At 44.4% G+C, this 25,143-nt stretch carries 21 protein-coding genes; 13 read left to right on the plus strand and 8 right to left on the minus strand.

Annotated elements, in window-relative coordinates; translation table 11 throughout:
* Positions 1–51 precede the first annotated feature (51 nt).
* Genes Q8W40_RS20600 through Q8W40_RS20615 form a run of 4 tightly spaced genes read left to right on the plus strand, consistent with a single transcriptional unit; the run spans position 52 to position 6,138 of the window.
* A complete protein-coding gene (locus Q8W40_RS20600; protein WP_305399886.1) occupies positions 52–2,112 on the plus strand; it encodes an NADH:flavin oxidoreductase in 2,061 nt (686 codons plus the stop codon).
* A 30-nt stretch (positions 2,113–2,142) separates the two neighbouring features.
* Positions 2,143–4,086 carry a (Fe-S)-binding protein gene (locus Q8W40_RS20605; RefSeq protein WP_305399888.1) on the plus strand — a complete coding sequence of 648 codons (1,944 nt, stop codon included), beginning with the start codon at positions 2,143–2,145 and terminating at the stop codon, positions 4,084–4,086.
* The gene (locus tag Q8W40_RS20610) at positions 4,083–5,369 is read left to right on the plus strand and encodes an electron transfer flavoprotein subunit alpha/FixB family protein (protein WP_305399889.1); all 1,287 of its coding nucleotides are present in this window, start codon (positions 4,083–4,085) and stop codon (positions 5,367–5,369) included. The genes Q8W40_RS20605 and Q8W40_RS20610 overlap by 4 nt, the downstream gene beginning before the upstream one ends.
* Positions 5,362–6,138, plus strand: a complete 777-nt coding sequence (locus tag Q8W40_RS20615; protein WP_305399891.1) for an electron transfer flavoprotein subunit beta — start codon at positions 5,362–5,364, stop codon at positions 6,136–6,138. Before Q8W40_RS20610 ends, Q8W40_RS20615 begins: the two co-directional genes overlap by 8 nt.
* A 117-nt stretch (positions 6,139–6,255) precedes the next feature.
* Here the strand turns inward: Q8W40_RS20615 and Q8W40_RS20620 are convergent, their stop codons facing one another.
* Together Q8W40_RS20620 and Q8W40_RS20625 are read right to left on the minus strand one after the other, a co-directional pair.
* The gene (locus Q8W40_RS20620) at positions 6,256–7,308 is read right to left on the minus strand and encodes a GlxA family transcriptional regulator (RefSeq protein ID WP_370693413.1); all 1,053 of its coding nucleotides are present in this window, start codon (positions 7,306–7,308) and stop codon (positions 6,256–6,258) included.
* A gap of 160 nt (positions 7,309–7,468) precedes the next feature.
* Positions 7,469–7,717, minus strand: a complete 249-nt coding sequence (locus tag Q8W40_RS20625) for a hypothetical protein (protein WP_305399892.1) — start codon at positions 7,715–7,717, stop codon at positions 7,469–7,471.
* A 90-nt stretch (positions 7,718–7,807) separates the two neighbouring features.
* Between Q8W40_RS20625 and Q8W40_RS20630 the strand changes: the two genes are divergently transcribed.
* From Q8W40_RS20630 to Q8W40_RS20645, 4 genes are all read left to right on the plus strand, one after another.
* Entirely contained in the window at positions 7,808–9,082 is a 1,275-nt protein-coding gene (locus Q8W40_RS20630; protein WP_305399894.1) for an aromatic ring-hydroxylating oxygenase subunit alpha, read from the plus strand.
* A gap of 297 nt (positions 9,083–9,379) precedes the next feature.
* The gene (locus tag Q8W40_RS20635) at positions 9,380–10,867 is read left to right on the plus strand and encodes an alkaline phosphatase (RefSeq protein ID WP_305399895.1); all 1,488 of its coding nucleotides are present in this window, start codon (positions 9,380–9,382) and stop codon (positions 10,865–10,867) included.
* A 148-nt stretch (positions 10,868–11,015) separates the two neighbouring features.
* Entirely contained in the window at positions 11,016–11,636 is a 621-nt protein-coding gene (locus tag Q8W40_RS20640; RefSeq protein ID WP_305399896.1) for a hypothetical protein, read from the plus strand.
* A 41-nt stretch (positions 11,637–11,677) separates the two neighbouring features.
* Entirely contained in the window at positions 11,678–12,289 is a 612-nt protein-coding gene (locus Q8W40_RS20645) for an HAD family hydrolase (protein ID WP_305399897.1), read from the plus strand.
* A gap of 11 nt (positions 12,290–12,300) precedes the next feature.
* Here the strand turns inward: Q8W40_RS20645 and Q8W40_RS20650 are convergent, their stop codons facing one another.
* Positions 12,301–12,783, minus strand: a complete 483-nt coding sequence (locus tag Q8W40_RS20650) for a DUF1772 domain-containing protein (protein ID WP_305399899.1) — start codon at positions 12,781–12,783, stop codon at positions 12,301–12,303.
* 60 nt (positions 12,784–12,843) lie between these two features.
* The gene (locus tag Q8W40_RS20655; RefSeq protein ID WP_305399901.1) at positions 12,844–13,434 is read right to left on the minus strand and encodes a Crp/Fnr family transcriptional regulator; all 591 of its coding nucleotides are present in this window, start codon (positions 13,432–13,434) and stop codon (positions 12,844–12,846) included.
* A 108-nt stretch (positions 13,435–13,542) separates the two neighbouring features.
* On the opposite strand from Q8W40_RS20655, the gene Q8W40_RS20660 reads away from it, so the two are divergent.
* The 4 genes from Q8W40_RS20660 to Q8W40_RS20675 all read left to right on the plus strand — a co-directional run bounded on the left by Q8W40_RS20660 (position 13,543) and on the right by Q8W40_RS20675 (position 15,588).
* Positions 13,543–13,887 (plus strand): ArsR/SmtB family transcription factor, encoded by a 345-nt coding sequence (locus Q8W40_RS20660; protein ID WP_101114758.1) that lies wholly within the window; start codon positions 13,543–13,545, stop codon positions 13,885–13,887.
* The gene (locus Q8W40_RS20665; RefSeq protein WP_305399902.1) at positions 13,880–14,383 is read left to right on the plus strand and encodes an SRPBCC family protein; all 504 of its coding nucleotides are present in this window, start codon (positions 13,880–13,882) and stop codon (positions 14,381–14,383) included. The genes Q8W40_RS20660 and Q8W40_RS20665 overlap by 8 nt, the downstream gene beginning before the upstream one ends.
* Before the next feature lie 140 nt (positions 14,384–14,523).
* Positions 14,524–14,709 carry a hypothetical protein gene (locus Q8W40_RS20670; RefSeq protein WP_305399903.1) on the plus strand — a complete coding sequence of 62 codons (186 nt, stop codon included), beginning with the start codon at positions 14,524–14,526 and terminating at the stop codon, positions 14,707–14,709.
* Positions 14,710–14,823: 114 nt separating this feature from the next.
* Positions 14,824–15,588: a potassium channel family protein gene (locus Q8W40_RS20675; RefSeq protein ID WP_305399905.1), complete on the plus strand. Its 765-nt coding sequence runs from the start codon at positions 14,824–14,826 to the stop codon at positions 15,586–15,588.
* Between the two features lie 72 nt (positions 15,589–15,660).
* Here the strand turns inward: Q8W40_RS20675 and Q8W40_RS20680 are convergent, their stop codons facing one another.
* A complete protein-coding gene (locus tag Q8W40_RS20680; RefSeq protein WP_305399907.1) occupies positions 15,661–16,221 on the minus strand; it encodes a hypothetical protein in 561 nt (186 codons plus the stop codon).
* A 610-nt stretch (positions 16,222–16,831) separates the two neighbouring features.
* Between Q8W40_RS20680 and Q8W40_RS20685 the strand changes: the two genes are divergently transcribed.
* On the plus strand, positions 16,832–21,430 hold the full coding sequence (locus tag Q8W40_RS20685; protein WP_305399909.1) for a discoidin domain-containing protein: 4,599 nt from the start codon (positions 16,832–16,834) through the stop codon (positions 21,428–21,430).
* Positions 21,431–21,684: 254 nt separating this feature from the next.
* Here the strand turns inward: Q8W40_RS20685 and Q8W40_RS20690 are convergent, their stop codons facing one another.
* From Q8W40_RS20690 to Q8W40_RS20700, 3 genes are all read right to left on the minus strand, one after another.
* On the minus strand, positions 21,685–22,377 hold the full coding sequence (locus Q8W40_RS20690; protein WP_305399911.1) for an NAD(P)H-binding protein: 693 nt from the start codon (positions 22,375–22,377) through the stop codon (positions 21,685–21,687).
* A gap of 19 nt (positions 22,378–22,396) precedes the next feature.
* Positions 22,397–23,020, minus strand: a complete 624-nt coding sequence (locus tag Q8W40_RS20695) for a LysE family translocator (RefSeq protein ID WP_305399912.1) — start codon at positions 23,018–23,020, stop codon at positions 22,397–22,399.
* Positions 23,021–23,102: 82 nt separating this feature from the next.
* Positions 23,103–24,842 carry a methyl-accepting chemotaxis protein gene (locus tag Q8W40_RS20700; protein ID WP_305399913.1) on the minus strand — a complete coding sequence of 580 codons (1,740 nt, stop codon included), beginning with the start codon at positions 24,840–24,842 and terminating at the stop codon, positions 23,103–23,105.
* Between the last annotated feature and the right edge of the window lie 301 nt (positions 24,843–25,143).

Consider the following 25,143-nt stretch of genomic DNA (forward strand, 5'->3'; position numbering starts at 1 on the left):
AAAGCACTAAAAAAATAAAAGCGGTCGGATGTAAACAGTAAGGAAGCAGCGATGTCTCAGTTTGATGCACTATTTCAGCCATTGAATATCAATAACTTAACAATAAGAAACCGTGTTGTGAGCACGGCTCACGCTGAGGTGTACGCCACTGAAGGCGGTATGACCACAGAACGTTACGTTAAGTATTACGAAGAAAAAGCCAAAGGTGGCGTCGGTCTTAGTATTTGTGGAGGCTCAAGTGTTGTCTCCATAGATAGCCCACAAAGCTGGTGGAAATCCGTTAATTTATCAACCGACCGAATCATTCCCCACTTTCAGAATCTTGCTGACGCGGTGCACAAGCACGGTGGTCATATCATGATTCAAATCACCCATATGGGGCGTCGTTCTCGATGGGATGGCGGTGACTGGACCACTTTGGTGAGCCCAAGTGGTATTCGAGAACCCGTTCACCGCGCAACGTGCAAAACCATCGAACCTGAAGAAATTGAACGCATCATTGGAGACTACGCTCAAGCCGCGAGGCGAGCAAAAGAAGGTGGTCTTGATGGTGTCGAACTCTCAGCCGTACACCAACACCTAATCGATCAATTTTGGAGCCCTCGCGTGAATAAGCGAGAAGACGAGTGGGGTGGCAGTTTTGAAAACCGAATGCGCTTCGGGATTCGTGTTCTGGAGGCTATTCGAGAAGAGGTAGGGCGAGACTTTGCTGTTGGCTTAAGAATCTGTGGGGATGAGTTTCACCCCGACGGCTTAACGCACGATGACATGAAAAAAATCGCGACTTACTACGACAAAACGGGCTTGGTCGATTTCTTTGGCGTTATTGGTTCGGGTTGCGACACGCACAACACATTAGCAAATGTGATTCCGAACATGAGTTACCCACCAGAACCATTTCTGCACTTAGCTGCGGGAATTAAAGAGGTGGTGAACGTTCCAGTTATTCATGCTCAAAACATAAAAGATCCAAACCAAGCGCAGCGAATACTTGAAGCAGGATACGTGGACTTTGTGGGCATGACACGCGCGCACATTGCCGACCCACACCTTATTGCGAAAATAAAAATGAACCAAGTGGATCAGATTCGCCAATGTGTCGGAGCAAACTATTGTATCGACCGTCAGTATCAAGGGCTGGACGTGCTTTGTATTCAAAATGCGGCGACTTCTCGCGAGTCCACCATGCCCCATATTATTTCGAAAACAGACGATGTGATTCGAAAAGTGGTGGTTGTGGGTGGCGGCCCAGCAGGAATGGAAGCCGCACGAGTCTGTGCCGAGCGCGGACACAATGTTGTGTTAATCGAAAAAGCACCAGAGTTGGGCGGGCAAATTACACTGGCAGCGAAAGCACCCCAGCGCGACCAAATTGCAGGTATAACGCGTTGGTATGCATTAGAGTTGGCGAGGCTCAGTGTCGAAATGCACTTCGACACTGAAGCAACAGAAGAGATCATTTTAAGCCACGATCCGGATGTCGCTATCCTTGCCGTTGGTGGTACTCCCTTCGTTGAGCAAAACCCTAAATGGGGCGCGAAAGACGGGTTAGTCATCAGCAGTTGGGACGTACTGAGCGGAGAAGTCGAGCCAGGTAAAAATGTGTTGGTTTACGATACGATTTGCGAATTTTCAGGTATGTCTGTTGCTGATTACCTTTCATCTAAAGGATCGCTTGTTGAGTTAGTCACTGACGACATCAAGCCGGGAGCAGCGGTCGGTGGAACCACGTTCCCTACCTATTACCGAAGCTTGTATGAAAAAGAAGTCATCATGACACCGGATTTCATACTCGAAGAAGTCTACAAAGAAAACGATAAGCTCATCGCCGTGCTAGAGAACGAGTACACGGGGCAAAAAGAAGAGCGCGTCGTCGACCAGATTGTGGTCGAAAACGGGATCAGACCGTCCGAAGAACTCTACTACGCCTTGAAAGCGCAATCGGTTAATAAAGGGCAAATGGATATTCAAGCGCTCTACGATGCGAAGCCACAGCCATCATTGGAAAAACAAAGCGAAGGCATGCTTTTGTTCCGTATCGGTGACTGTACCGCGCAAAGAAACACACACGCAGCAATATACGATGCGCTCAGACTGTGTAAGGACTTCTGATAACAGACGCAGAATTAGGGAGTAGAAGCGATGATTAATCAGATCTTACCTTGGTTGCTGGTAACAGTGATCCTAGTTTGGGTTCTTGGAGCGTTAAAGCGTATTTTGATGTGGCGTAGAGGAAGAAAGGAGCCGGTCAATGTTGTTGCTGGCCTGCTATCCATTCCTAAGCGTTACCTTGTCGACTTGCACCACGTCGTCGCCCGAGACAAATACATGTCGAACACGCACGTGGCAACCGCAGGAGGCTTTGTTGCGTCGTTGCTCGGGCTGATGGTCATCTATTTATTTGACCTCGACTATCAACCCGTAGCATGGGCTGTGCTTATTTTACCTTTTCTCGCGATGTTCGTAGGGGCGATATTTGTTTATCGCAGGCGAGTGAACCCTCCGCCAAACCTATCCAAAGGGGCATGGATGCGCCTTCCTAAAAGCTTGTTGATGTTTTCTGCATCCGGTCTGGCAATCTGCGTGTTCACTCTTGCCTCTCATGACTCCGTTGTTGGGAACACCGTGTTAGCCGTGGTGTTACTGTTAGGCATTGCATTAGGTTTGCTAGAGCTAGTGGTAGGTATGACGTGGGGTGGGCCGTTAAAGCATGCTTTTTCTGGCGCATTGCATCTCGCGTTTCACCGCAGAGCAGAACGCTTTTCCGGCATTCGTTCTACAGGATTAAAACCAATAGACATCAAGGAGCCCACTCCAGGTTTTGGGGTAGCCAAACCCGAAGATTTTTCATGGAAACAGTTGCTGAGTTTTGATGCGTGTGTCCAATGTGGTCGATGTGAAAAAATGTGCCCTGCGTTTGCGGCTGGTCAGCCTCTTAACCCGAAGAAAATGATCCAAGATCTGGTTGTTGGGATGGCGGGTGGAGATACTTCACGCTATGCCGGTCAGGGTTACCCCGGAAAAGAGGGTGACATTGGTGAAGGCGGTAAAGACCAACCTCTATTTGAAAAGCTCTTGGATCCGGAGACTGTTTGGTCTTGCACAACTTGTCGGGCGTGTGTGGAAGAGTGTCCCATGATGATTGAACACGTTGACGCCATGGTCGATATGAGAAGGCACTTAACGCTCGATCTTGGTCAAACCCCCGGTAAAGGTCGGGAAGTATTGGAAAACTTGATCGCGACAGATAACCCGAAGGGTTTGCCTCCGGTTCAGCGCCATAACTGGGGTATCGATCTAAAGTTGCCAGTACTCAAAGATGTTAAAGAGTGCGACGTGCTGTTTTGGGTGGGCGACGCAGCCTTTGATATGAGGAATCAGCGCACCCTACGCGCGCTGGTCAAGTTGCTGCGTCGTGCTGGGGTATCTTTCGCCGTTTTGGGGAACGAAGAGTTGGATAGCGGGGATCTCGCGCGCCGGCTGGGTGACGAAGCCACTTTCCAGCGCTTAGCGAAAGCCAATATTGGCGTACTGAACAAATATCGCTTTAAGACAATCGTCACTGCCGATCCGCACGCGTTTCATGTTCTAAAAAACGAGTACCCAGATTTTGGCGGTAGTTTTGAAGTTGAGCACCATACTCAGCTACTTGCAAGGTTGGTTGAGGGCGGGGCGCTGCACTTGGATAGCGACGCATCTAAAGGCACCGTGACTTATCATGATCCATGTTACCTGGGGCGCTACAACGGGGAATATGAAGCCCCCCGTTTCCTACTTAAACAGCTTGGGTTTGAATTGAAAGAGATGGAGCGTTCTGGCTATCGGTCTCGATGTTGTGGCGGCGGTGGAGGGGCTCCGGTCACAGACATACCGGGAGAAAAACGTATCCCCGACATACGTATGGAAGACATCAAAGAAACGCAGGCAGATGTGGTTGCAGTTGGGTGTCCCCAGTGTACATTAATGCTTGAAGGTGTCGTAGAACCAAGACCCGACGTGAAAGATATTGCGGAGCTTCTACTAGAGGCCTTGCCAGCAGAAGAAGCAGAACCTTCAGCGGCTGGCACCGTTAAGGAGGTTGCATGAGTGAAATCATCGTAAGGCGAGATCCACGCAGAGAGCATATCGCACGGAATAGACTTCACCCTGAACACTTTAACCTTGGTGCTCCTCAATACGGACCGACAGGTTTAATTCGTAAAAAGGTGCATGGCATTGGTTTTATCGGACCGAGTGGCTTGAAACGCATTGATCGCCTCAATTTGAGCAGTGCCTCGACAAGTTCGGTTGTCAGTGTTCGCGGAGCCTCTCAAGAACCGAAACGGAAAGACTACATCCCAGAGAGCACCGATGCCCCAATCATGGTTGTACTTGAAACTACGTCTGGAAAAATTTCTGAACACGGAAAAGACATTTTGGGGCTAGCTCATAAACTGGCGTCTTCTTCACCCACTCAGCCTGTCGATCTCGTCTTGTTCGGGGAGCTAAAGGAGGAGCTGGGAAGTTTGGGCGTGGATAGAGTGGTTTACGCCAAAGAAAACGTATTTTTGGGCTACAACCCCGAAGGAAAAGCCAAATTTGCTCATGAACAAGTGATGAGGCTCAATCCTAAAAACATTCTTATCGCGGAGAGTGATGACGGCAGTGGAGAGCTAGCTCGCAGGTTGGCTGCCTCGCTTAATGTGAGACCAAGTACGAACGTGTACAAATGGCAGAACGACCAATGCCATTGTTTGTCCTCCAAAGGAACGCGGCAATACGTTCAGAAGGCATCAAGAGTGATGCTACTACTACCCGAATGCGAAGAACCAGTAACGGAAACGAGCCATGCCTGTATTGATATTGGATCAGAGTTCAACTCGGACCTATACGTGCCTATAGGTGTTTCAGACAAAGGTTCGGTTGATGTCGACCCTGCAACTATTTCACTTGGCGAAGCAGAATTCATTTTGTCGGGGGGGAATGGTGTGAATGACTGGGCGTTATTCAAACAATTGGCATCGGAATTGGGTGCCACGATGGGCGCGAGTCGAGTTGCGGTAGACGATGGATTTATGCCAAGAAGTACTCAGGTAGGTGCGACGGGCACTTGGGTTACGGCCAGAGTTTACATCGCTGTGGGTATTTCTGGAGCCGTTCAGCACCTACAAGGGATTGAGAAGTGTGAAAAGGTCATCGCAATCAATACAGATTTGGGGTGCGACATGATTAAGCGCTCTGAGTTAAGTGTGATCGCTGATAGCAGCGAGATCATGAAAGCGATGAGTGCACTGCTACGCAAAGATTCAGATGAAATTGCCATCGGAGACACTTTGATTTCCCATTCCGACTCGAACAACCTTGAGCACAAGGAGGTTGAACATGCTTAAAGCGATAGGATTAGTTTCAGTGGGGGAGCACCCTTATACCAAACGCGCAAGGCGAGCAGATCAAGACGCTAAAATGGTGGAATTAGCACTGGGTTTGGAAGCCGTGAGTTTGGAGCTATTGCACGCTGGCGATCCTGATGAACCTTCCTTAAGAGATTACCTAGGAATGGGTATTCCAGAGCTAACCGTGCTTTCACAGCCAGCCAATGCGGATGTTATTCCGGCGCTGGTGGATTACATACGCTCTACGAATGCTGATGTAATACTGACAGGGACTGAAGCGGAGATAGGTGAATGTTCTGGGTATCTGCCTTATACCGTAGCCAATTTACTGGGTTTCACATTGGTACCTAAAATCGTTGAAGTGCTTCGACTCGATAAACACAGTGCTACGTTGTTGCAAGCACTACCAAGGGGACAAAGACGAAAGGTAGAAGTGAATTTGCCGTTTGTCGGTCTCGTTGATTCGGCAGCAGCAGAGCCTAGGCAAATTTCTTATTTAAAGTCGGTTTCTGGGAACGTCTATTATTTGGGAGCACCATTTATTAAAGATACGGCGCTGGAGAACTGGGAATTTGAGCCGGCAGCCAAACGACCGAAACGTTTGAAAAAAGTGAAAGCAACATCGGCAAAAGACCGATTTAAAGCCGCAACTGCGAAATCGGAAACGACATCGAGCCAAGTAATGCACGAGCCAGATCCAAATGAGGCTGCAGAGGAGATTCTGAAAGTATTAAAAGCGGAAGGGCTACTAAAAAAGCGTGGATAGCCTCTATTTCTTTTGATCCGTTTAACTCACCTCCCAACAAATAAAAATCCGATAAGCATTGTTTATCGGATTTTTTATGATTTCGTGAATCAGATATGAGGGTCGAAAGACCGAAAGCTAAATCACGCTTTTCACCATCACCTCTTCATGAAGGGATACCGATGCATAAGTCGGCTCATTCGATGGAGAAGGCGCATGACTACTTGCAGAGAACTTAGCAGAACGCTCAGATTTAGGAGGAGAGCCAAAGTAGTCGCGATAACACTTACTGAAATGAGACGTCGAAACGAACCCGCACGCGATAGACACTTCAATAATGGACAGATTTGTCTGCTTAAGAAGTTGCTTTGCACGGTTTAGCCGAAGGTGCAGGTAGTAACGAGAAGGGGAGTAGTTTAAGTATTTCTGGAACAGACGTTCTAGCTGCCTTCTTGAAAGATCAACATATCCCGCCATTTCGTCCATACTGATGGTTTCCTCAAGGTTAGCTTCCATCAGCATAATGATTTCGCGAAGTTTGGGCTGAGAAGCGCCGACCAAACTTTTTAGTGGCAGTGTTTGCATTTCCTCGCTGTCGCGAATACGGTCACAAATGAACATTTGCGAAATCGCAGCACTGAGTTTTTCGCCATGTTGGCGATTAATCATTTGGAGCATCATATCCATCGGCGCAGTTCCACCCGTACAGGTCATGCGTTTCTCTGATATGGTGAAAATCTTATTACTCACGTGGATGGCGGAAAATTCTTCCTGCATACCAGCCATATATTCCCAATGGATGGCGCAAGGGTGCCCATCCAGTAAACCGGCTTTCGCAAGAATATAGCTTCCCGTACATAAGCTGCCCAAGGTAATGTGCTGCCTGTCCAAATGTAAAAGCCAATTGAGCATTTTAGGCTGGCATTGCTGCTGTACTCCAACCCCTCCGCATACGATAACGGTTTCCGCTTCGGAAGCGAGCTCCATCGACCCATCAACATTAATACTAAGCGCATCACTAGCCCGAACTGACTGACCATCTAGGCTCACCGTATTCCATTCATACAACTGCTCTCCCGACAATTGATTCGCCATTCTTAGCACTTCAATGGCTGAAGCAAATGCGATCATGGTGAAATTTTCAACCAGTACAAAGCTGATTTTTGTCCCTGTTCGTATTGATGAGGTCATAGTGATCCTCCTTTTGCTTCCGTGTGTGAGTAAACTGATCTTCAAGATTGCTCATGTGATCTTTTTGTTATCATTTGGTTAATAATTAATCAGTCAATGGTATACCTGTAAAGACAGATTGTCTTTGTTTGTGATCTATAATTTATATTTAATTGATCATTCAATTAAATATAAAAAAGTAAATTTTATCGAGGGTTGTGTGTGCTTTTCGTATTTTATTGATCGCTAACACATTGTGAAGGTTTGTTCCTTCAACTTGTCTTTTTTGAGCAAATTCGTGTCTCAAATAACTAAGTGTGAACTTTGGGTATTGCTCAAGATATCCCACAACAACCACTTTATGATTGCGGGCTTTTGTAAAGTGGGTTGTTGGCAACCCTTTAACATCGGCGTGTTTGTCATCACCCATTCACTCCGCTGCTTTTTAGGGAATCAGAGCTTTTCTCAACAGTGTTGGTGAAAAGTGTGTGGGATAGTTAGCGCTATAAGAGATAGACCCATGGAAGCAAATATCAAAAAAAGGCCTCAAAAAGGACTTGTAGACGAGCAAAAAGTGTTGGACATGTTGCGAGAGCGAAACCCTCGATACTCGTTGGAACAAGAGTTTTACAACAACCAAGAGCTGTTTGATATCGATATGAAATCTATATTCGAACGTGAATGGCTTTTTGCAGGATTAACGTGTGAAATTCCTGATAAAGGAAACTACATCGCGTTTGAGGTTGGGAACAATCCAGTCATGATCACACGGGGTGATAACGGCGAAGTTTATGCCTTGCATAACGTATGTCGTCACCGTGGTTCGAAAATTTGTACAAAGCATCGCGGTAAATCCGCTAAGTTAGTTTGCCCATACCATCAATGGACATACAACATGGATGGTGAGTTGATTTACGCCGGTCAGGAGATGGGGTCGGATTTTGATAAAAAGAAATTCAGTTTAAAGCCTATACACTGTAAAACGGCAGGGGGATACATCTTCATTTCTCTCGCTGAGAATCCGCCTGAAATTGACGAGTTCCTCAATGATTTAGAGCACTACCTAGAACCCTATGACTTGGAGAATGCCAAAGTCGCCATTCAAAGTGTCATGATGGAAGAGGCGAATTGGAAGCTCGTTATCGAAAATAACCGAGAGTGTTACCACTGTGAAGGTTCACACCCAGAACTGTTAGGCTCCCTTTTAGAGTGGGATGACACTAACGATCCACGGGCGTCTGACGAGTTCAAAGCGCTTGTTGCCGAAAAGCAAAAGATATGGGATGAAAATGGCATTCCACACGCTCACAAAAGTGCTTATGGGGATCAAAATCGAATTGTGCGCATGCCCTTAAAAGATGGCGTGAGCGCAATGACGATGAATGGTGAAGTGGGCTGTAAGAAATTAATGGGGCGTATCAATACTCCTGATTTGGGTTCAATGCGAATTCTGCATTTGCCTAACTCATGGAACCATGCCCAAGGTGACCACTTGATCGCTTTCCAAGTTATTCCTGTTGCGCCCCAGTTAAGCAAAGTGATTACCAAGTGGGTTGTCCATAAAGATGCGGTAGAAGGTATCGATTACGATGTAGATAACCTACGTAAGGTCTGGGATGCAACGAACGACCAAGACCGTATTCTTGGGGAAACCAACCAACTGGGTATTAACTCGATGGCTTATGAACCGGGTCCATACTCCGAGACCTATGAATTTGGTGTGATCAATTTTATCAATTGGTATGCCGACAAAATGCTCGCTAACCTTGATAGCGGCATGGTGGGCAATGAATAATGCGACTCTATTTGTTGACCGCCTTTTTAAAAAAAGATGAACATTTTAGGTTGTTCTCTTTTTCTTAGGTGATGAAACCAAAGGAACCTCTCTACTGGGGTTCCTTTTTTCGTTTTAAAGAACAAGGTGATGCTTTCGAGTAGCGCCAAAATTTTCAATCAATGGAACAGAAACGATGAAACTACATGGAAGAAGATTATCGCTCATGTCCTTAGCAGTAGCCGCTATTGGTTTAAGTACCAATATGGCGCTTGCTGAATCGCAAAAAAAAACATCATTTTGGTCATAGGCGATGGAATGGGACCACAACAGGTGGGCTTGTTGCAAACGTATTCAGATCTTGCCCCTAAATCGGTGCTAAAAGGGAAAGGTACGGTGTTTGAGCGCATGATCAAAGGCGGCCAAATGAACATGTCGATGACACACCCTGATAAAGCGATTGTGGTCGATTCCGCTGCGTCTGCTAGCCAACTTGCAACAGGACAAATGTCGGGGTCCGAGATGATCGGGCTAAATGCGAAAGGGTATTCGGCGCGCACCGTTCTCGAAGTAGCGAAACAGAAAGGCATGTCGGTAGGGTTGGTTTCCGATACGCGCATTACCCACGCAACGCCAGGGTCGTTTGCTGCACATGTAGCGCATAGAAGTTTGGAAAATAAAATAGCAGAGCAAATGCTCGCAAGCGATGCTGATGTGTTGCTCTCTGGTGGTTTGAGGTATTGGATACCCAAAAGCGCGAGTGACAAAACCTCGGAAGCGCACAAAGTGCTCACTACGAAAACCGATGGAAAAGTACGTATTAAATCGAAGCGGAAAGATGAACGCAATCTCATTACAGAGGCTGAGGGATCGGGATACGAAACCGTATTTACTAAAGAGCAATTAAGCAACTCGAAAGGTGATAAAGTGCTTGGGTTATTCTCTTATTCTGGGATGTACGATGGCATTACTAACAGCAAGCTCGAAGATGATGAACAGCGTGCACAACCGACACTCGAAGAGATGGCTAAACATGCGATCAGCGTGTTAGAAAAAAACGAGAACGGGTTTTTCCTAATGGTCGAAGCAGGTCAAATCGACTGGGCAGGGCATTACAACGATACGGGCAGTATGCTGCACGAGATGCTAAAAATGAACGATGCTGTCACCAGTATTCTAGACTGGGCTGATAACAGAAACGACACCCTAGTATTGGTGACCGCAGATCATGAAACTGGCGGTTTTGGCTTCAGTTATTCGGCGGTGGACTTACCCGATCCTCAAGAGTTGCCTGGAGATGCATTTGAAGGAAGAGACTATAAACCCAACTTCAATTTCATTTCTCCTAATGTCTTGGATAAGATTTACAACCAAAAAATCAGCCACGCTGACCTGTTTTACTCTGAATTTGATGGATTAGATAAAGCGCAGCAAACCCCCGAGAATCTAGCGAAATTAGTCGCTGAGAACAGCGATTTTGAAATCAGTGTAGCCCAGGCGACAAAGATACTCGACACTCAGCCTAACACCTATTACGTTCGGGATCACAAATACCTAAGCAGTAAGACCGTGCCAAAACTGGAAGGGTATGGTGCATTCTTCGTGTACCAAACAGACGATAACCGACAAAACTTGCTGGCTCGGGAATTGGCAGAACAACAGGGTGTGGTATGGAGCACAGGAAGCCACACCAGCACGCCAGTATTCTTATTTGCTCAAGGTGAAGATGAAGCGGTTGCGCCTTTCACAAGCAAACTTTTGCATCACACGGATATTGGTCGTTTTATGATAGATCTTATTGAATAGTATTTATCATCTCGTACAGATAAATATGCACTCTGTTTTCAAAGCCACCTTATTCGGTGGCTTTCTTTTTATACTTAGCATCTTGAGGTGGTTTGAGTATTGTTCCAATGCTATCTTTTTGATTACACAAACGAGAAGGAGCATCAAAATGGATTTTGATTGGATAGAGTGGTTTGGCTATCTCGCATCTTTGGTCGTACTTGTATCGCTAACAATGACGTCCATCTTAAAGTTAAGAGTGATTAACTTTATCGGCTGCTTACTTTTTGCAGCGTTTGCCTATTTTATTGATTCTTATCCCACTATGTTGATGAACTTAGGTATTGCAGGAATCAATGTCTATTATTTGTGGGGTATTTATACCACCAAAGAGAGATTCAAATTGATCTCGGCTTCTGTCGATTCTGAGTATTTTGATCATTTTGTTGCCACTAATTTAACAGACATTGAGCAGCAAACCTCTGTAGAATCGATAAAAAAATCGGATACGGCATTTTATACACTTCGAAACAACAGTATTGCGGGCGTGCTGGTGGGGAATATGGATAAGGACGGCACGTTATCTCTTGTGCTTGATTTTGTGACGCCAGAGTATCGAGACATGAAGGTCGCGCAGTATTATTACCAATTGCACCCAGAAGTGATGAAGCAACGCGGTGTAAACATGCTTAAAGCCATCGCGAAAACGAGAGAGCACGAAGAGTATCTTTTGAACGTTGGTTTTTCTCCTTCTAAGGAAAACGCCGCGGTGTATTTAAAGGCTTTATAACCCCAGCGCGCACTTGTGCATCAATTATCAAAGGCTAGGATATGACAATAAAAAATATCGTTTTTGACGTAGGTAATGTGATCGTAAAATGGTCTCCTCTTGAGATCGTTTCCGCAACGTTTGATGTGGAAGGGGAAGCCGCCCAAAAACTGGCTCAAGACATTTTCTCCCATCAAATTTGGCTTGATCTAAATAAAGGTCGGTATTCTGAAAGTGAAGCGAAGCTGGCTTATCAAACTCAACTGCAGCTAAGTGCAACCGAAACTGACCGACTCTTTGATAACGTGAAAGCGTCACTGTCCTTATTAGAAGGCACAGAAGACATGATGAATGATTTAAAAGAATCAGGCTATGGCATTTACGCACTCACTGATAATGTGCATGAAATTGTTGCGTTTCTTAAAGATAAGTACAGCTTTTGGTCGCTATTCGACAATACCATTGTGTCTGCGGAATGGGATGTACTGAAACCTAATCCTAGAATATACCAGTTGGTGGTGGAGCAATGTAACGTGGAAGCCAGTGAATCCGTATTTTTGGATGACATGCCCGCTAACGTAGAAGGGGCAAAAACACAGGGCTTTCACGCTTTCCAGTTTTCAACGGCTAAGAAAGCGCGAGAAGATTTGCGTAGCTTAGGTGTTTCCGTATAGAAAGAACAAAGCTAACGGGTGATACTGCGTGTTCGTAAGTGAGGGATTACCAATGCAATCGAAAAGGTAATCATACTGACAATAACACGCAGTAAATTCGCGGTATTCCACTGATCTCGAATGTCTTCCCAATCATCGGGTAAAGCGGCTGGATTCCATGACTCGGTGTAATAGTTAAGCGGTAAATTAACAAACCGAGTAAAAATAACTATCCCAATAAAGTAACTCAAGGCGATGGCTAACCAAACCAGTGCTTGTCGTTTGTCCTTTCTCAGCCACACCACTCCGGTTATCGCAGGCAACAGAGCGGCACCAGAAAAGCACACAAAAAAGCCAGCGTGTCTCACATTGATGTTAAACAGCGATTGTACCGTAGCGTAGGTGCTGCCATCGACTTCGAGCATGGCGTAGTTCACATTAAAACTGTAGGTGGCAAAAAAACCAGCCATAAGTCCAAGCAGTAAAGTAGATGTCGCTTCTAGTCCCTTTTCCATTTTGCTTTCCTTTTTTTGCGTTAACGGAAAGTTTGGCGAAATGTCGGAGGGTTGTACTTATCATTTGGTAAGTGAGATGGATTTTTTTAATCGAGAAAAGGATTCAGGGGTTACGCCGATATAGCTTGCGAGGTGCATGTTGGGTAAACGCTTGAGCTCTGGTCTTAGGGTGATAAGTTTAATGTAGCGCTGCGCTGCGGTAAGTTGTAGCCAATCTTTCTCTCTATTGAACTTTTCTGCTAATACATTTTCCATCCAAAGGTGAGAAAACGTCATCCAGTCGTTTTCGTTGGCAAAAGTTTGTTTGAAAACATCAAAATCCCAACGCCATCCGCTTCCACTTTCAATGGATTCAATAAAAAAACCTGCGGGCTCATTCCTTAGCGATTCTGTCACCGGCCAGAAGAAAGCATGATCAACAAAAAAGGCTTTGTTGTGTTCTTTTCCGTCCCTATCGAGGTAGTACATCCTCACTGAGCCTGAGTTCAATAGAAAAACTGTATTCCATTTTGACTGTGAATCGAGAAGAAACTCTTGTGGTTCGAATCGGAAGGATTGCGCTGAAAGAGTAAGTCTATTTTGCGTTGGCTTATCAAGTGCCCTAAAGAACCGACTTTCCACCATGGTTTCCTTTTCAATATTTCTTTGCAACCAGTATAAGACCTAAGCTTACCAAGACGAGAAACCTCAATGTCTCAATGATAAGAACTTGGCTTTGATCATGTTGTAATATTCCCATATAGGAATATATTGAAGTTTATGGCTAGAACAAAAACCACATTTGATCCATTTAACGCGATAGCTGAACCTAAAAGAAGAGAGCTACTGGAAAAATTAGCTGGCAAAGAAATGACGGTTAATCAGCTAGTTGCATCACTTGGGTGGAGTCAGCCAATGGTATCCAAACATTTGGGGGTGCTAAAAGCCGTCGATTTGGTTAGAGAGCGTAGAGAAGGAAGGTTTCGCGCTTATCACGTAAATGGTGAGCAACTTAAGTCTATTCAAGACTGGGTTGTTCAATTCGAGCAATATTGGACCCATACTTTAGATAGTTTGGGTGAATACCTACAAGAGATTCAACAAAAAGGGGACAAGGATGAGTAATCAACACGTAGAACCCACCATTCTAACAAGAGAATACGATGCGCCTATCGCTTTGGTATTTGAGGCATGGACTAAAGTAGAGCACATGACAAAGTGGATGGTTCCTATTCCTGGCGTAACCTGCGAATTTACCCGAGCTGATATTCAGGCTGGTGGATCGTCTCTTCACAAGATGGTGATGCCAAATGGTTTCGAGATGTGGCTTTTATCTCAATACATTGAAATTGTAGAACCGCACACGGTTGTGTTCATTCAATCGGTATCGAATGAGCAGGGCGAGATCATGCCGAGCCCACAAATGCCTAATTGGCCGAAAGAAATGAAAACAACGGTTAAGCTTGAAGAAAATGGCAGCCAAACTAAATTACAACTGATTTGGGAGCCCGTTAACGCGACACCAGAAGAAATAGCCGCATTTGACGCATCGCGCAGCCAACACGGTGCGGGTTGGGGAACTGGCTTGGATAGTTTGGGACGATATCTTTCAACTCAATAGCTACATAGCCGTATGGCAAAAGTATCGGCTGTTAGGGGCTCATAACAGCCTTTTTTGTTTTAGGTGAATAGGGGATAGAAGTTTTTTGCAGAGTGGGCGGTCAGTATTGTTACAAGCGTACTGTGTATATGGCGAAACCTATGCCCATAGAAATCTATTTACCCTGCGATCCAGAGTGGCTTTGCCAGACAATACTTACTGTCTTTGGCATTGTGTTTGTCATCGGGTTGATACGCTTTGCTTTCATCTTGAAGAATGAATATTCTTCAATGCAGAATACGTCTAAGCCAAAGCCCAACAAAAAGAAATCCCGCCGCAAACGTTAAAATCTAACCCCAAGCCAAAACAACTTTGCATTCCGGATTGACGAACGATCACCTAGTCACTTAATGTTACCGGGTATTGCCTCCTCTTTTTAGATTGATTTTAGAGAACATTCCATGACCACTACTGAGCAGCGTGAGTATCTAGGCCCATTTCAGGTCTTTATTTTGTTTTTGTCTGTCTTTGTTTTGATATCCGTTGTATTGCAATTGACAACAAAACTACCCGATGACATCAACACTATGCTCAGATGGTCGGATCAATTTATCTGTGTTTTCTTCTTTATTGACTTCATTATTCAATTGAAGCATGCCCCCGATCGCTGGCGGTATTTTCGCACGTGGGGGTGGATAGATTTGCTTTCCTCTGTCCCATTTGGCTTTTATCCGCAGTTTGCACGTGTCGTTCGTGTTATTCGTCTCATTCGTGTTATTCGTTCTGTTCGTACATTAGCCAATGTCTTTTTAAGGAACAAAGTAAAAAGCTCGTTCTCATTCGTTGTTTTTGTTTCGATTCTTATGCTGACCGTTGGTGCAATCGCATTACTTTTGTTAGAGCAAGGGGTTGAAGGTGCCAACATTCATAATGCAGCAGACGCATTTTGGTGGGCGTTTGTAACGATAACTACTGTAGGTTACGGGGATTTCTATCCCGTCACAGCTGAGGGTAGGTTTGTTGCCTCTGTGTTGATGACAACGGGTGTTGGCTTATTTGGTACTTTTACCGGCTTTGTGGCTTCTTGGTTTCTAGAAGAAGACAAAGAGGATCAAGGTAAGCACATAATGGCAAACCTCAAAGACGAAGTAACGGAACTCAGATCAGAAGTCGTTGAACTTAAAGCATTGCTTATAGAATTAAACCAAAAAAAAGACCCCAATTAAGGGGTCAGTCAGATTGACATAGACTAAGGTTAAGGTTTTTATGAATTAATTATGTGGATATTTTTGTGTATCTTAACTCTTACAAAAGCGTGTGAGCGTATACTCTTCACCACTGCGAGAGGTGTACTCTTTGTCGACGCTGTGCGCAATGGGGTCGCCCTTCGCTCCCGTTTCTAGAAGGCTGATCCAGTAACGGTGGTTAGATTGGGTTTCCATGCACAACGAGGTACGAGATTCCAGCTGAATATCTTGGATGTTTGCCAAATTATCAATACTGCCTACGTGTGTCCCTAGCGTAATCTCTAGGTGCGAACCTTGAGCATCTTTAAGTAAAATAGCTTCCGGTTCGCGTTTGTGACCTGATAAAGCGACAAACTGTGAAGGGTTATCTAACCCCACTAATTTCCCATCTGCAAAGCAGGCAACCAAGTTGCAGTAGTACACCATATAGTTCACCACGTCTTGGTGTGAACCATGCTCTAGCGGGAAGGATGAATCCAATATTTCTTTTGCTCGTTGTTGCTTTTCTGTCACTCGTTGCGCATTTGATTTTTCAGCAGCGAGGACAGAAGTCGCATCAAACTGTTGTTCGGTTTCTGTATTTTGATTGTTCGAAGCAGTTGATATAGTCATAGTGATGTCCTCATCATTTATCTTTTTGCCAGCTTAGGTAAAAGAGGTGACTGTTCTTTTGCCCTTGCTTCAACTTTAGATTAGCGTCATTCACATCAAAATTTCACAATAAAAATTTCACAGTGTAAATTTTACAAAAAAGCCTGTGAAATTTTACACAGCTTCTATCACTCCTATGCGCTTTTCATATTTTGATGTCTTATCAAAGCAGAGCAACGACTTGCTTATATTTTTTGACTAGCGCCATCTTTAAGCCAGCCTGTCCCGCATCACCATTTTGAGGTAAACGCTAACGTGTCATCTCCCTATTATTTTTGAGAACGAAATAAAAAGAAGATTACCGACAAACTTCACCTGTTGAGGTAAGGGTAAAAAATTGACAAACTATTCATGGTTTTTGCATACACATGTCACAAAAAACAAAGATTTCAGAGAATTTCTTTTGAACACCATCACTTTAAAAATTAAAAAATAGCGCTATTTTCTGTGAATGGAAATAAATAGAAACAAATAAAAAGCATAGAAAACAAAGCGAAAGAAAACGAAAGGAATCAAGAAAAAGAGACACTCAATATTTGATGTTCACTTTCTGATATTAGGGAAAATATTCATGAAATGTACCAAATCATATATCAGCGCAACGGCGTTGGTTTTTGCAACGATAACCGCTGTCGATGCCAAGGAACTCGGCGATATTGATGCAAATTCAATTCAACTTACCGGACAGACTCTCACGCTAAAAACAACGGATAACGAGCATCTTAAAATCTCTATCCTCAGTGAGAACACATTTCGGATACAGGCGAGTCAAACGGCGACGTTTGTCAATGAGACAGTCGATGCGCTACTCGACCAATGCAATAATTTTAACTGTAATGCGAGTGACTTTGATGTCAACGCACTTCCTACCATTGTCGTCGACAACAACGTAGACAATGTGAATGTTCAATTGACGACGAATTCCAATTTTTACGCTCTTAATACGAATGAAATATCATTAAGAATTCAGAAGTCGCCACTGACCTTTTCTTTATACAAGCAAGGTGACCCAACCGCGTTATGGTCTGAAATTGTTCCTATCAGCATTGGGCAAGCTAAAACAAACTTTGATATTGAATCGCTTAAGATGGACAAGCCGAGTGGGAAAACTACTCAAACGCTTTCCAGTGGCTTAGAGGAACATTTCTACGGCGGCGGTCAGCAAAATGGTGAGTTTGAGTTCAATGGCAAAATCATGGAAGCGTCGTATTCTGGCGGTTGGGACGAGTACGACCGACCTAACCCTGCCCCGTTTTTTATGTCAGACAAAGGTTACGGAGTACTTAGAAATACTTGGCGAAATGGGGGACAAGATTTTAGAATCATTGATAAATATACATCCAGCTACAACGAAAATAGGTTTGACGCTTATTATTTTACTGGGGACTCTATTAAAGACGTTGTCGAGCAATATACCGCGTTAACGGGTCGCCCTCATTTGATGCCTCGATGGGCGTACTATCTCGGTGATGCGGATTGTTACAACAACAAGAACGGCTATTACCCACAAGGCTGGCCTTCCGAACCAGGAACGACGATGGATGTTGTTGAACAAGTGGGCATTCCTTATAAGAATTACGATATGCCAATAGGGTGGATTTTGCCTAACGATGGGTATGGTTGTGAATATGAAAACCTATCAGGCACCATCAATGCGCTAGACGATCTGGGAATAAAAACTGGTTTATGGACACAACGCTCGTTAGATTCTATTGCGCAAGAAGTCGCGGATGGCATCAGCGTTTACAAATTGGACGTAGCATGGACAGGACCAGGAAAGCTGTACTCTTTATCCGCGAATAACGATGCTCACCAGGGGTTGATCAGTAATTCCGACACAAGGGGAATGATTTGGACGGTAATGGGCTGGGCAGGCACGCAGCGATACTCGATTGCGTGGACGGGCGACCAATACTCTAGCTGGGACTATATCCGTTGGCACATACCAACGTTCATTGGTTCCGGTCTTTCAGGTCAAGCGTACGCTTCTTCAGATGTCAACGGCATATTTGGTAACGGAGCTGAAAAATACACTCGCGATATTCAGTTCAAAACTTTCACCCCAGTGTTAATAGCGATGTCTGGCTGGGACAACAAAGAAAGGAAACACGCTTGGTGGCACGATGGAGAGCAAAGTGGTAAATCCTATCGTGATATTAATCGCCAATATTTGAAGTTGAAGTCCGCTCTTACCCCTTACTTGTATAACTATGCTTACGAGGCGGACAGAATCGGTTTTCCAATTGTCAGAGCGATGACTTGGGAGTTTCCGGACGATCCTGTACTTAAAGATGAAACCTACAAATATCAATACATGTATGGAGAATCTTTGTTGGTTGCCCCTGTGTATGAACCTATGCTTAAAAACGGCGGATGGCACAAAGACGTTTATTTGCCAGAAGGGCTATGGATCGATTACTGGGACGGAACCCGTACTCAATCGCCATCGGGCGGGACACTGCTCTCACATTATCCGATTTCTATCGACACAATGCCTGTACTTGTCCGCGCAGGTGCGATTATTCCAATGTATGAAGGCGCCCGATCTGACCAGTTGCAGGATAAAACGCACCTGATTCTAGATATCTACCCCCATGGTAACAGCCAATTTACGTTGTTTGAAGACGATGGCGAAACACGTCAATACAAAGATCAAAATGCATTTGCAGATACAAGCATCCGCGTGTCTGCGCCGGAAAATGTGGCAGGAGACATCACGATCAATGTTGACGCGACAACCGTGCACAATAGCTATACCGATCAAGTGACCAGTCGCAGTTACCACCTTAAAGTGAACTCTTTACTGGAACCGTTAAGTGTACGGTTTGGCAATTTAGAAATGACGTCTGCGAGCACGCTAGACGAGTTCAATGCTATTGAGCAGGGGTGGTACTACGCCGCAGATGAGAAATTTGGCACCATCCATATCAAAGTGCCAAACCTATCAGTTTACCAAGGCATCGAATTTAATATAGACATTGATGAATTAGCCACATTACCGGCGACTCCACCTTATCCGAGCCCACTCTACGAGACAGATTTTGACAAAAGTAAGATCACCATTATTCAAAGTGCTAAAGAGCAAGATTTTCAGCCGTTTAGCCATGCGCTAGATGGAGACGTCAGTACCATTTATCATTCACCATGGTGGCCAGAAAACGACGGCGATCGACTACCTCAGTCATTCACTATCGACCTAGGTGAGGACTACATAGTCTCTGGTTTCACGTATCTTCCGAGAGAGGACGCTGGAAATGGCACGGTTACGCAATATAGACTTTTCTTATCTAACGATACGAGCAACTGGGGGGAACCCGTTAGCGAAGGTGATTGGGAGGTAAGCAACGAACTGAAAATTGCGAGATTCACGGCACAGAATGCTCGATATCTAAAATTTGAAGCATTAGCGGGTGTTGGTCAATTCTTTTCCGCGAGAGAGTTTGATGTGATCACCGAACAAATCGAAGTCCCACTTAAAACGGTTGATTTAACCCTCTCTAACGGTACTGCTGTTGGTAACGCTCAGCAAGATAAGGCAGTGACAGGGGACGCAATGCAAATGAATGGCTTGTCTTTCTCTGGAGGGATTGGGGTTTCTGCGCCGTCGTCTCTAACGTTCTTCCTTGATGGAACCTGGTCTGAACTCAATGCGGATGTGGGCATTGACGACAGTTGCAAAGTAGACGGGAATACCGTTAAAGCTTCTATCTATTTGAATGGGTTTAAAGCCTGGGAGTACGATATAGAAGGTCCTACCGTCGTCAAACCTAATTTAGCGTTAACCGGAATACGTAGCGTTGAGTTAACCGTTGAAGATGTTGACAACAGTACCGCTGGTGATTGCATTAATTGGGCAAACTTGAGAATAAGTGGACCTGAATCCGCTACATTTAACGAGATCAATAAGTCCGATTTTGTCTTTATTGAGCGACCCAGACACCAGCAAGGGCATGCGATAGAGAATGCGTTTGATAATGACCCAAAAACGATGTATCACTCACCTTGGAACCCAGTTAACGACAGTGAAAGAGCACCTCAACAATTTGTTGTTAACCTAGGTGGGACGTTTGATGTCCATAGTTTCAGTTATCTTGCACGTGAAGGTGCTGGAAATGGCGCTATTGGGCAATATAGGCTTTCACTCTCACTTGATGGTAACCAATGGACCGAAATAAGCAGTGGTCAATTCGAACGTGTATCGGAAGTTCAAAAAATCACATTCAATGCCACTAAGGCAAGTTACTTGAAGTTTGAAGCGTTGTCCGGTGTGGGGGATTTTGTGTCGGCGGCGGAGTTTGATGTGTTTGGAACTCGGAACACCAACGATTTTGATAAGAGCACAATAACGATTGTTCAAGCGCCTGATTTTCAATCTAGCTATGATCTGGCGAAAGCATTTGATAACGACCCAACCACCATGTACCACTCACCTTGGTTCCCTAACGACGAAAGTCAAAAGGCGCCTCAAAGCTTTGTTATCAAACTTGGAGAAACACTAGATGTATCAGGATTTGGTTACCTTGCACGTGAAGATTTAGGGAATGGTACGATTGGGCAATACCGAATCTCTTTATCAATGGATGGCACGCAATGGCGAGAAGTAAGTGCTGGTATTTTTGACCCAAATACTAGGGATCACATTTTATCGTTTACGCCAATTAAAGCTAACTATGTCAGATTCGAAGCCTTATCTGGACGAGGTGATTTTGTATCAGCAGCGGAATTTGATGTGATTGGTACTCGGCACGATTTTTTGCCAGAGAACATGACATTCATTTCAAAGCCTCTTTTTCAGCCGGGTTCAGAAATTGAAAAAGCTTTTGATAATAACCCTGACACCATGTATCACTCGCCTTGGTTTCCTAGTGACGCAAGCCAAAGGGCGCCTCAGAGTTTTGTTATCAAGTTTGGAGATACGCTCGATGTATCAGGGTTTAGATACCTTGCACGTGAAAACTTAGGAAATGGCGCCATTGGGCAATATCGAATTTCGCTTTCATTGGATGGCACCCAGTGGCAGGAATCTAGTAGCGGTAATTTTGATCTAAACACCAGAGAGCACACCTTATTATTTACGCCAATGAAAGCAAACTATATCAAATTCGAGGCGCTATCCGGACGAGGAGATTTTGTTTCCGCAGCGGAATTTGATGTGATTGGCTCCCGTTAGAAATCCCACCTACTTTGGTCATAGTTCTTCCAACTTAACGGAGGAGCTATGACCCAATCTGAATAGGTCAACCCACTACTTCTATCATTAAAAATAGTACGAGCTTAGACGCTTGATTTCAGTATGTGAATTGGATTTGGCACTGTAAAAGCATCATGTGAAAGGTTTTAATCAAGTCAGAGCGGGAATTAAGCAGGAGTCGTAATTAAGTAAAAGCGGATCCTTATTTCATCAGTTTGAATTTAAAACGTCGGTTATTTAAATTTATCCAGCATCTCGTACATTGAACGAGTATCAAAAATGGTGGGGTACGTTTGAGATGTTTGAGTTTCAAATAACGAATAGAGCATACACTGCGCCACGTCTTTTCCGGAGATAGGTTTGAAATTAGCAAGTTTGCCAATGAGAAGAGGCGAAAGGAGTTTAAGAACATATTCAGTTATTATTTCGCTTTTTCGCGGTTTATCACGCTCGCCGCTTAAAGGACCGGGTCTGACAAATACGACCCTTTCAAACCCCATTTTTGATAAGGCTGACTCCATGCGTCCTTTGCACTTCAAGTAATGAGAGTAAGATTCAGGGTCTGCACCATAGCTAGAAACAACAGCAATGCGTGTTACGCCGAGCAATTTCATTTCCTGAGCAACATTGCACACCAAGTCAACGTCCACTTTAGCCAGCTTTTCCTTTGAGCCCGCTTGCTTGAGTGTTGTACCTAGGCAAATAAAACCAATTTCTGGAGAGGGGGAGTTTTCATCCCACTGCGTTACCGACAGGTCAACGTGGATATGCTCTTTAAGCTTTGAATGAGAGAGGTGCGTAGGCCTTCTTCCAATGGCATGGACTTTTGCAATGGCGTCTTCTTTGAGAAGTAACATCATTAACTCATGACCGACTAAACCACTGCCGCCCGCAACAATTGCCACCTTACTTTCTGGAATGCTCATAACACCTCTCGAGAATTTATTAGCGTGAGGTTGTGGACAACAAAATACCTGAACCCACAAACACGCCACCAGTCAGCTTATTAAACAGTTTGGCACGACCACTTTGCAATAACCAATTTGAAGATTTCGCACCTAAATAGGCATAGATCAAAAGCCAAGACAGTTCCATCACTGCAAACGTACTGGCCAATATGGAATATTGAGTGAGTAAAGAGAGTTGAGGGTCAATAAACTGTGGAAAAAGTGCCGTAAAGAAGATGATGGCCTTTGGGTTACTGGAGCCCACGATAAAACCACTTAAAAACAAACTGCGAGGTGATTGTTGTTGGCTTTTTCCTTCAGCAACTTCATAACTTTCCTGTTTAGAAAGTAATGCCTGTACGCCAAGGTAAATCAGATAGGCTGCACCCGTCCACTTAATGATATTAAATACCCACTCGGACGTTGCGATGATCATGCCTAACCCGGTAAAAGAGAGCGTTAGGATGCCCATAATGGCGGTTAAGCTGCCAAGAGCGGTAAATACTGACGAGCGAAAACCTTGTGTTACCGATTTACTTAAACAAAGCAAAACACTGGGACCCGGTGATGCGGTGAGTATGCATATCGCCGCGACATAGATCATCCATGTATTCCAATCCATTTCTCTATCCTTATGAAAAATGCGCCACAAAAAAAGGCAGCGATATCACTGGATCGCTGCCTACGTTGATACTTTGCTTAAATTACTGAACTTTAAAGCGTCCGACAACCTTATTTAAACCGCTTGATGTCGAATCAAGGGCTTGGTTCACGGTATTGGCCTGCGAAGCGTTGTCGTTCAGTTGATGTACGATCTGCTGAATAGCGACCATATTTCTATTCACTTCTTCTGTAACCTGACTTTGCTGATCCGCAGAGGTTGCCATTAGTGCATTCAATTCGTTTATTTCAATGACAGAATCGGTGACTTGGTTTAGGGAATCCATGACCTTATTGGTATTCTCAGCGGTGTTCTCACAACTATTGCGCGTAGACTCCATTGCTGAAACCACATTGTCGGTGGCATTTCGTAACTTACTCAGCATTTCGTTTATTTGAGAGGTACTGTCTTGCGTTCGCGCGGCTAGGGCTCTTACTTCGTCGGCTACGACTGCAAATCCTCTGCCTTGCTCACCTGCACGGGCTGCTTCTATTGCCGCATTAAGTGCAAGCAAATTCGTTTGTTCAGCAATTTCACCAATCACTTGCAGTACGGTGCTGATCTGTTTTGTGTCCGCACTCATCGTCCCGATAGACTGAGACATGCTGCTTACTTCATCAACCAAGGCTGAAACACTGTTTACCGCCTGAGAAACAATTTCTTTTGATTCCTCAGCATTTGCAGAGGTGTGCTCGGTTAACTTCGCCGCATCAGATGCATTTTGTGCAATGGATTCAGCGGTAGCGCTCATTTCATTTATTGCCGTGATCGCTTGTTCGGTTTCAATATTGTGGTTGTTCAGCGTGTTTAAGTTCGATTCTGTTTGGCTGTTTATTTGAGAGACAGCAGTATCAATACTGTGGCTGGATTGAGAAACTTCGACAAACATCTTCTGAAGCTTTTCAATGAATAGGTTAATCGAATGAGATATTTGGCCGATCTCGTCTTGAGAAACCACATCCAAACGTTGAGTTAAATCGCCACTTCCTTTAGATAAATCGGCAACAACGCTTTTCAAGTTTTGCAAAGGTTTAAATGCGATATGCAGCAGAGCAACACTTATCCCGATAATAACAACGGCACAGACGATCAAAGCCATCGTGATCAACCAATTCAACGAAGACGTATTTTTCTCGATTAAATCCAGGTCGATGTAACCATTTAGCTGCCAGCTCTTTTCACCCAAAGATACTCGCTTGTTAAACGGCATTAGATTGTCACCTTGCTTATTTGAGTAGATAACAGTGCCATTTTGAGAAATCAGTTCGATGTAACTACCGCTAATTGCGTAGTCGGCAACAATGGATGACATTTCACTTAAGTCGATAACAAAGAAGTCGACAGAGTCGTCTGAACGACGCATTGAAATGGTCAGAAGGGGTTTGCCATTTGTGACTGTCACATCACTGATGGCCGGTATTTCTGTTTGCGAAGATGCGGCGTTAATAAAAGCTTGAGAAGCGTCTTCTTCCATTATGCCGGAGTCATCAAATGCGTAGTCGTTTACGATTTTAACGACTTTATAGAAACCGGAGTTTTCCTTGGTCTCTGCAATATCCATCATGCTGAAGTTTAGGCTTTTCGCCAAATTCACTTGTCGTTGCAGATCGGTACTCAGTTTCTTCTTAACCAATTCGATGTTGTGGCTGATGTTTCGTGTATCCGAATCATTAATGTATTGGCTAATGAAGTAATTAACACTGACGTAAGAAGTCAGAATGGTAATAGAAACAATGATGGTAATTAGAGCGATGATCTTGTTTTTAAAAGATAGGTTTTTCATGCACTTTACATCCCTAAAAGTGTACTGAAGAAAGCAACCACATAGCGAGGAGCTAATGATACGCGCCACATGTTAAGCAGAGCGCTGCCAATGTGCAATCAATACGCAACAAAGACTCAAAATTGAGCTTTATATAAATAAAAATGAGCTTTTGCCAAGAAGGGTGTTCGATAAACACGTATTTAGAAACTTGATTGTAACCAGCTGACACTAAAACCGAAGATTGGGTGGCGAATCAACAAGGTGAGCTATAATTGTAAGTGTTAGAGTGGGCGCTTAATACGCAATAGCGAGAATTGAA

Source organism: Vibrio penaeicida (assembly GCF_030689305.1).
GTDB classification, from domain to species: Bacteria; Pseudomonadota; Gammaproteobacteria; order Enterobacterales; family Vibrionaceae; genus Vibrio; species Vibrio penaeicida_B.

Excerpts from the sequence above, each read along its gene's own strand:
- Q8W40_RS20615 (WP_305399891.1), top strand. The coding sequence starts at position 5,362 with ATGCTTAAAGCGATAGGATTAGTTTCAGTGGGGGAGCACCCTTATACC.
- Q8W40_RS20700 (WP_305399913.1), bottom strand. The coding sequence starts at position 24,842 with ATGAAAAACCTATCTTTTAAAAACAAGATCATCGCTCTAATTACCATC.
- Q8W40_RS20695 (WP_305399912.1), bottom strand. The coding sequence starts at position 23,020 with ATGGATTGGAATACATGGATGATCTATGTCGCGGCGATATGCATACTC.
- Q8W40_RS20625 (WP_305399892.1), bottom strand. The coding sequence starts at position 7,717 with ATGGGTGATGACAAACACGCCGATGTTAAAGGGTTGCCAACAACCCAC.
- Q8W40_RS20675 (WP_305399905.1), top strand. The coding sequence starts at position 14,824 with ATGACCACTACTGAGCAGCGTGAGTATCTAGGCCCATTTCAGGTCTTT.
- Q8W40_RS20645 (WP_305399897.1), top strand. The coding sequence starts at position 11,678 with ATGACAATAAAAAATATCGTTTTTGACGTAGGTAATGTGATCGTAAAA.
- Q8W40_RS20685 (WP_305399909.1), top strand. The coding sequence starts at position 16,832 with ATGAAATGTACCAAATCATATATCAGCGCAACGGCGTTGGTTTTTGCA.
- Q8W40_RS20665 (WP_305399902.1), top strand. The coding sequence starts at position 13,880 with ATGAGTAATCAACACGTAGAACCCACCATTCTAACAAGAGAATACGAT.
- Q8W40_RS20610 (WP_305399889.1), top strand. The coding sequence starts at position 4,083 with ATGAGTGAAATCATCGTAAGGCGAGATCCACGCAGAGAGCATATCGCA.
- Q8W40_RS20620 (WP_370693413.1), bottom strand. The coding sequence starts at position 7,308 with ATGACCTCATCAATACGAACAGGGACAAAAATCAGCTTTGTACTGGTT.
- Q8W40_RS20600 (WP_305399886.1), top strand. The coding sequence starts at position 52 with ATGTCTCAGTTTGATGCACTATTTCAGCCATTGAATATCAATAACTTA.
- Q8W40_RS20630 (WP_305399894.1), top strand. The coding sequence starts at position 7,808 with ATGGAAGCAAATATCAAAAAAAGGCCTCAAAAAGGACTTGTAGACGAG.
- Q8W40_RS20650 (WP_305399899.1), bottom strand. The coding sequence starts at position 12,783 with ATGGAAAAGGGACTAGAAGCGACATCTACTTTACTGCTTGGACTTATG.
- Q8W40_RS20690 (WP_305399911.1), bottom strand. The coding sequence starts at position 22,377 with ATGAGCATTCCAGAAAGTAAGGTGGCAATTGTTGCGGGCGGCAGTGGT.
- Q8W40_RS20640 (WP_305399896.1), top strand. The coding sequence starts at position 11,016 with ATGGATTTTGATTGGATAGAGTGGTTTGGCTATCTCGCATCTTTGGTC.
- Q8W40_RS20670 (WP_305399903.1), top strand. The coding sequence starts at position 14,524 with ATGCCCATAGAAATCTATTTACCCTGCGATCCAGAGTGGCTTTGCCAG.
- Q8W40_RS20680 (WP_305399907.1), bottom strand. The coding sequence starts at position 16,221 with ATGACTATATCAACTGCTTCGAACAATCAAAATACAGAAACCGAACAA.
- Q8W40_RS20660 (WP_101114758.1), top strand. The coding sequence starts at position 13,543 with ATGGCTAGAACAAAAACCACATTTGATCCATTTAACGCGATAGCTGAA.
- Q8W40_RS20605 (WP_305399888.1), top strand. The coding sequence starts at position 2,143 with ATGATTAATCAGATCTTACCTTGGTTGCTGGTAACAGTGATCCTAGTT.
- Q8W40_RS20635 (WP_305399895.1), top strand. The coding sequence starts at position 9,380 with ATGGGACCACAACAGGTGGGCTTGTTGCAAACGTATTCAGATCTTGCC.